We start from the raw sequence: 6,810 nt of genomic DNA, 5'->3' as shown, positions 1-6,810 counted from the left end.
TAATCTTTTAGAAATCTTTTATCTTTAATCAATCATTTTTCTGTCTTCTCAATGCACGACTTATCCAAAGTAATCCAACAACTCAAAGAATTTCGGGATGCAAGAGACTGGGAACAGTTTCATAATTCAAAAGACCTCGCACTCGCCATTTCAATTGAAGCTTCAGAACTCCTTGAACTCTTTCTTTGGAAAGAAAATGAAGGGGCAAAGCTTGAAAAATTGAAAGAGGAACTGGCAGATGTATTTCTTTTTGCTCTGCTGTTAGCTGATAAACACCAGTTGAACCTAGAAGAAATTCTATTGGATAAGATTAAAACCAATGGTGAGAAATATCCCGTTTCCAAAGCCAAAGGATCTGCTAAAAAGTATGATGAATTATGAGTGAAGCCAAGTCTTACTCATTGATTGATTTTAAAGGTTTTGATCAAGTACAATCAGTAGTGAAAAAATATTCGCTGTTGGATTCGAATTGGCCAGTAGTTTACTTTTTAAGAAATAGAACAAATGGCTATGTGGGAGAAACTGCCAATGTGATCAGTCGACTCAAGAATCATGGGAATCATGAAAAGAAAAAGGATCTCAAGGCGATCACTGTTATTCTGAGTGACCGGTTTAATAAATCTGCCTCTTTGGATTTGGAAGCCCAATTAATCAGGTATTTACAGGCAGATGGAAAATTCACTTTGTTAAATGCACTTCCTGGTCAGACTCGGCATAATTACTTTCAAAAGAAGGAATTATATGAAAAGATTTTTGAAGAAATCTGGCAAGAGTTCCGGATAAAGAATTTGGCCAAAAAGACCATTAAACAGATTACCAATAGCAATCTGTTTAAGTACTCACCATACAAAGAACTAACTGAGACACAACTTCAAGCTATTTCTGAAATCTTGGATTTTCTTCTTGACGATATTAAGAAAGTAATGGTAATTGAAGGGGGAGCAGGTACAGGAAAATCAGTGATTTCATCTTACTTATTTAAATTGTTGAATTCTGATTTAACTGAATATGAGGAGGAGGATCTTTCCGAGGAGTTTGTGAATGCTTTAGAGAAAGTTAGGAGGTTGAAGGAAAGAAGAACCATCAGTTCAATGGCTTTGGCCATTTCAATGACTTCTTTTCGAACAACCATGGGGAAGGTGTTTTCAACTGTTCCCGGGCTTAATAAAGAAATGGTGATTTCTTTGAGTAATCTGGGGGATTTAAGCTATGATTTGATAGTGGTGGACGAAGCCCATCGATTGAAGCAGCGTAAGAATTTAGCTTATCATAAAATCTTTGATGAGCCTGCACGGAAGTTGAACCTGGATCCTGCTACCACCAATGAAATGGAATGGGTCTTACTTCGGTCCACAAAAGCTGTATTTTTTTATGATCAATTTCAGTCTATCAGGCCTACTGATATCGATGATGAACTTTTCATATCTCTGAAAGGAAAGCCTGAAACTAAAGTGTTTCATTTAAAGGAACAGTTGCGCTCAGAGGGTGGAACTGCATATTCTGAGTTTTTAGGAGATATGTTTTCCAATAATTTAAGACCTAATGAAAAATTCACCTTGCCCGAAGGGAGTGGGTTTGAGTTCTTATATTTTGATTCTTTGAAAGAATTGAGGGAGAGAATCCTCAATAAGGATCATGAAAACGGATTGTCTCGGTTGATTGCCGGGTTTTCTTGGGAATGGAAAACAAATAAAAAGGGGGCTAAGGAAACTTTCGATATTGAGATTGATGGGATCCAGTTAAAATGGAACAGCAATAAACCCGATTGGATAAACTATAAAGGCTCAAACTCTGAAGTGGGTTCAATTCATAAAACACAAGGGTATGATCTGAATTATTGTGGGATCATTTTCGGGAAAGAGATAGATTATGATTGGGGTACAAAAAAGTTTATCATCAACAAGAATGAATACAAGGATTTAAATGGGAAAAAGGGAGTGAAAAGTGATGAGCATCTACTAAATTATTTGTTGAATATCTATAAAACCTTCATCTTAAGGGGAATAAAAGGATGTTATGTTTTTGCGGTCAATCCCGGGATGAAACTATTTTTAAAGGCGCATGTAATTTCTTTTAACCCATAACTTATGATCGTTTATAAAGCGACCAAAAAGCAATTTTTGGATGATGTGTATAATGCTTGTATAGAAGATATTATTTCTGAATCTGTAGAAAGAAACTTGTTTAAGAAAGTGGGAGAGTCAGAATTTGCATCCTGGTCCAACTCCCTTCCACAAGTTGAACTTATTCTTAGAGATGAGGATATCCCTGAGGACGCAGGTGTTGCTATTGAATACAATATTCCAAGGACCCAGAACAGGATTGATTTCATCATAACCGGTCAGGATGAAAATGGAAGGGATAATGTAATTCTAATTGAGCTCAAGCAATGGTCCAAAGTTGAATTGACTACCAAGGATGCCATGGTCAAAACCCGATACAAAAGTGGAAATGAGGAGACAGTACATCCTAGCTATCAAGCTTGGTCTTACTCTATGCTCCTCAAGGGATTTAATGTAGCGGTTTATGAAGGTGAGATCGATTTAAGGCCTTGTGCTTACCTACATAATTATACCGACGACGGTATTATCTCCCATGAATTTTACAAAGAGCACAATGATAATGCTCCCATTTTCTGTAAAAATGACAAGAGGGATTTTAGGGAGTTTATCAAGAAATTCATCAAATACGGTGATAAGAAAGATTTGATTCTTACCATCGAAAACGGGGAACTTCGCCCGTCCAAAAAGCTCGCTGATTCCATGGTTGGTTTGATCAAAGGAAATCAGGAGTTTACTTTGATTGATACCCAGAAAGAAGTTTTTGAAACTGCGAAAGATTTGGCTATTCGGTCCAAAAATGGACAGAAACATGTTTTGATTGTAGAAGGAGGGCCTGGAACAGGTAAATCAGTGATCGCGGTAAACCTCTTGGTTGCACTGACCAAGAAAGGGCATATAGCACAGTATGTCACTAAAAACTCAGCACCTAGGGTTGTATATGAATCCAAACTAACTGGGACAATCAAAAAGACCCAGTTTTCGAATTTCTTTACAGGTTCAGGCTCTTTCTTAAACACCAAAAGGAATTCTTATGATGCTTTGATTGTGGATGAGGCGCATCGATTAAATGAGAAATCAGGGCTCTTCTCCAACCTAGGAGAAAATCAGGTAAAGGAAATTATACAATCTGCCTATTGCAGTATTTTCTTTATAGATGAAGCTCAAAAAGTACATATCAAAGATATAGGAACCAAAGCTGAAATAAGGGCTTGGGCAGAAGGAGAGGGGGCACAGGTTCAGGAAATGGAGTTGACATCCCAATTCCGGTGTGCTGGATCTGACGGTTATTTAGCTTGGCTGGACAATACATTGCAGATTAAGGATACCGCTAATGTGGTCTTGGAAAAGTCAGAATACGATTTTCGGATTTATGACGATCCTAAAGAGTTGAGGGAGGAAATTTATAGGCTAAATCAGGTAAACAATTCTGCCAGAATGGTAGCTGGTTACTGCTGGGATTGGAATAGTAAAAAAGATTCTGAAGCGATGGATATCGTAATTCCAGAACATGATTTTTATGCGCAATGGAATTTGGGATCAGATGGTATGCTTTGGATTGTAAAGCCTGAATCGGTAACCGAAATAGGCTGTATCCATACCTGTCAAGGACTGGAAGTAGACTATATTGGTGTTATCATCGGAGAGGATATAATCTGCAGAGAAGGTCAAATTTTAGTTGATCCCAGTAAAAGATCAAGAATGGACCAGTCTATCAAAGGATATAAAAAACTAATGAATCTTGATCCACAAAGCACCAAAGATATGCTTCGGGAGATTATCAAAAATACTTACAGGACCTTGATGTCAAGAGGGATGAAAGGGTGCTTCGTTTATATTCAAGATGAGGAATTGAAAGAATATTTGAAGGAAAGGATTAAATGAAAATTATAAATAGAATCTTGTATTAATTGAGCATTAATGATTTCAAGTAAAAAATCTCAAAAACTACTGAAAGGTAAAAACCTGTTTTGTAATTTTTTAGGAATGGATATCGGATTAGGGGATATTCTGGTTTTGGATAAGCAAAACCATTCTATTTATGGCAATATCAAAGATTTTATTCCAGGATTAGATTTAGAAAAACTGAAAAAGAAAGGTCCAGAAATGGAATTGAGTTTTCAAAGCGAAGCTAAAATCGGGATTGAGTTTGCAGGAAATGCTAGAGGTCAAATGATTAAAGCTGATGAAGTTTCCATAAAATTCAATTCGAACAAAACCACTTTTATTAACCTAAGCGGGTTGAGTCATCAGGTCTTACCAATAGGTTCCTTTGAAGAGAGTCTTAGAAATTTTTGGAATGAAAAAGGTTTTAACCAAGGATCTTATAAAAGAAGGTATCAATTAGTCACTAGCATTATTCGTGCTGAATCCGGAATACTTATTTACAGTAAAGATTCGAATAATATTATTAGGCTAAAATCTACTACTGGGAGCAAACTTTTTACAAATGGTGACTTAGTGTCTGGTAATTTGGATATCAGTAATTCTAAAAAAGAAATATTACATATTAAAAGCAATGATCCTTTTTCTCCAATGTATGGTACCCAAAAAATGGATGGCAAGGGCAGATTTGTGGCAGCCTAAAGTTTCATTTCAAACAGACTGATTTCTGAGAGTTGGTGGTTATAAAATGAATCAATACTATTTCTAGCGGCTCATTATATTTAAGAATACATTTGGAAATTCCTGTGATCAATTTTTAGTCCGACTTGAAGGAGTAATAGCCTTATCTCTAATAGTGCCAATAACAATCCAATTGATTGAGGTTAAATATTAGGTGCTCCTCATGAATAGACTTTTCATATAATTTGGGCACTTTTTCACTTTTTTAGTTCAATAAATACCCAGTACATGGTATTTTTTTGTATCCAAAAATTCTTTTTCTTTATGGGAATCAATTCTTTAGTGAATTTAATAAGCCCATTGCCAAATGAATAAAGCTTTCCAAAGTTTTTACTTTTTGCTGTTTTTTTTGATCTCTTTTTCTCTGATGACATCTACATCGGAAGTAGAGGGGCAGGGAGCCTATGTCAACAAAATAGGAAAGAAACATCCTAATGGTTCCCATTTTAGGAATTCCAAAACTGCAAAATGTATGGTGGATATTTCAGATATAAACGCAATAGGGAGTCAGGACTTGGGTTTATACAAGTGTTAGGCATTATATTATATTAGCTGTATGAAAAAAGAACTTCAAGAAGTATTCACCATCAATGGTGTTCCAGAATACACATTCGTCGAACCAAAAGAATATACTGACTTAATAGTAGCGTTGAAGACCCCTGGTAGAGGCATTGTTATCGAAGGTCCATCTGGAATCGGTAAGACAACCGCCGCAGTTAAAGCCATTCAAAACACGATCGGAATCGAAGAAGTTCTTATCTTGACTCCACGGAAGAAAGACGATCTTGAATATATTAAAAACTTACCTCAGTCCCGACCATTCGGCACAATAGTAGTTGACGATTTTCATCGACTTGATGAATCTACCAAATCCGACCTTGCTGATTTATTGAAAGTACTTGCAGATGAGGGTGACAAGGAAAGTAAGTTGATCATCTTAGGTATAAATAAAGCAGGAGAAAATCTTATTTCATATGGTACCGACTTAAATACTAGAATAGAGATCATCACTTTCGGTATTAATAATGATGATAAGATTGAAGAATTATTAAGAAAAGGAGAAGACGAGCTTAATATTAAGCTCAACATAGATTCAGAAATTATTCAAGCGGCAAATGGGAGTTTTTATTTAGCACAAATGCTTGCTTATTACTCTTGTATTGAGGCAAAAATTATTGAAGAACAGGATACATTAGTGAATGTCAATACTAGCTTTGAATTAATTAATTCAAGAGTTTATGATATATTAAAAAGGAAGTTTCACGATAGAACGCTGTCATTTGTACGTGGAAGTAAATTAAGAAAAGAAGGGAGAGCGCCATACCTTCAGTTATTATATCATCTATCTCTGAGTAACGAGTGGGTGTTAAATATAAATCAGTTGATTATTGATTTTACCGAACTAAAAGGTAGTATCTCACAAGTTGTTACCAAAGGGTATTTAGCTGACACCATAAACACCAATGATGATTATAAGGAAGTTCTCTTTTTTGAGGATAAGGGTAATCTTCTAATTGTACAAGACCCTCAGTATATCTATTATTTGAAATCCATCAAGTGGGCAAGTTTTGCAAAAGAGGCGGGATATTTATCAATGGATTTTGATTCACAATACGATTTCGCTCTTTCTTTTGCCGGCAGTAATCGAAACATTGCAGAACTCATATTTGAAGAACTGCAATCAAGAGACTTTGAAGTTTTTTATGATTTCAATGAGCAGTATCGAATACTCGCGGAAGATGTTGAGGATTATTTGAAGCCAATTTATTATTCAGAAGCATCTTTTGTTGTTGTAATTATCGGTCCCGATTATCCTAAGAGGATATGGACGCAATTTGAATCATCTGCTTTTAAACATAGATTCTCGGAGGGAGCAGTTGTCCCCGTTGTTTTATCTTCTGTTGAACTATCCGCATTCGATATAACGCATAAAATTGGATACTTCCCATTCAACATTGATGGTAACATTAAAGATCAAGTGGACAATCTTGTATCACAGTTGGCTGATAAGATTGCTGATTATAGATTGAAAAATGCCTAACAACACCTAAGCCACATTAAAACGATGGCTTAGCTGCAAAACGTTGTGCTTCATGCTAAAAGAAATGAGTTTTAGGAAATTGTC

5 protein-coding genes are annotated in these 6,810 nt (G+C 35.8%); all 5 read left to right on the top strand.

Annotation, left to right across the window (positions count from 1 at the left end; all coding sequences use genetic code 11):
- Positions 1-51 precede the first annotated feature (51 nt).
- The 5 genes from O0V13_RS20220 (at position 52) to O0V13_RS20200 (ending at position 6,726) form a co-directional block, all read left to right on the top strand.
- Positions 52-381, top strand: coding sequence for a nucleotide pyrophosphohydrolase (locus O0V13_RS20220; RefSeq protein ID WP_268036839.1), 330 nt, complete (start codon positions 52-54; stop codon positions 379-381).
- Entirely contained in the window at positions 378-2,084 is a 1,707-nt protein-coding gene (locus O0V13_RS20215) for a DUF2075 domain-containing protein (RefSeq protein ID WP_268036838.1), read from the top strand. Before O0V13_RS20220 ends, O0V13_RS20215 begins: the two co-directional genes overlap by 4 nt.
- A 3-nt stretch (positions 2,085-2,087) precedes the next feature.
- The gene (locus O0V13_RS20210; RefSeq protein ID WP_268036837.1) at positions 2,088-3,944 is read left to right on the top strand and encodes a DUF2075 domain-containing protein; all 1,857 of its coding nucleotides are present in this window, start codon (positions 2,088-2,090) and stop codon (positions 3,942-3,944) included.
- 36 nt (positions 3,945-3,980) lie between these two features.
- Positions 3,981-4,646: a hypothetical protein gene (locus O0V13_RS20205; protein ID WP_268036836.1), complete on the top strand. Its 666-nt coding sequence runs from the start codon at positions 3,981-3,983 to the stop codon at positions 4,644-4,646.
- A 595-nt stretch (positions 4,647-5,241) separates the two neighbouring features.
- Positions 5,242-6,726: a TIR domain-containing protein gene (locus tag O0V13_RS20200; protein WP_268036835.1), complete on the top strand. Its 1,485-nt coding sequence runs from the start codon at positions 5,242-5,244 to the stop codon at positions 6,724-6,726.
- Positions 6,727-6,810: the final 84 nt, after the last annotated feature.

The sequence above is a fragment of the Algoriphagus sp. PAP.12 genome (assembly GCF_026652115.1).
GTDB lineage: Bacteria > Bacteroidota > Bacteroidia > Cytophagales > Cyclobacteriaceae > Algoriphagus.
This window is presented reverse-complemented; position numbering and strand designations above follow the sequence as displayed.

What these genes read in the sequence shown, in the direction of transcription:
- O0V13_RS20220 (WP_268036839.1), top strand. Translation starts at nt 52, where the DNA reads ATGCACGACTTATCCAAAGTAATCCAACAACTCAAAGAATTTCGGGAT.
- O0V13_RS20200 (WP_268036835.1), top strand. Translation starts at nt 5,242, where the DNA reads ATGAAAAAAGAACTTCAAGAAGTATTCACCATCAATGGTGTTCCAGAA.
- O0V13_RS20215 (WP_268036838.1), top strand. Translation starts at nt 378, where the DNA reads ATGAGTGAAGCCAAGTCTTACTCATTGATTGATTTTAAAGGTTTTGAT.
- O0V13_RS20205 (WP_268036836.1), top strand. Translation starts at nt 3,981, where the DNA reads ATGATTTCAAGTAAAAAATCTCAAAAACTACTGAAAGGTAAAAACCTG.
- O0V13_RS20210 (WP_268036837.1), top strand. Translation starts at nt 2,088, where the DNA reads ATGATCGTTTATAAAGCGACCAAAAAGCAATTTTTGGATGATGTGTAT.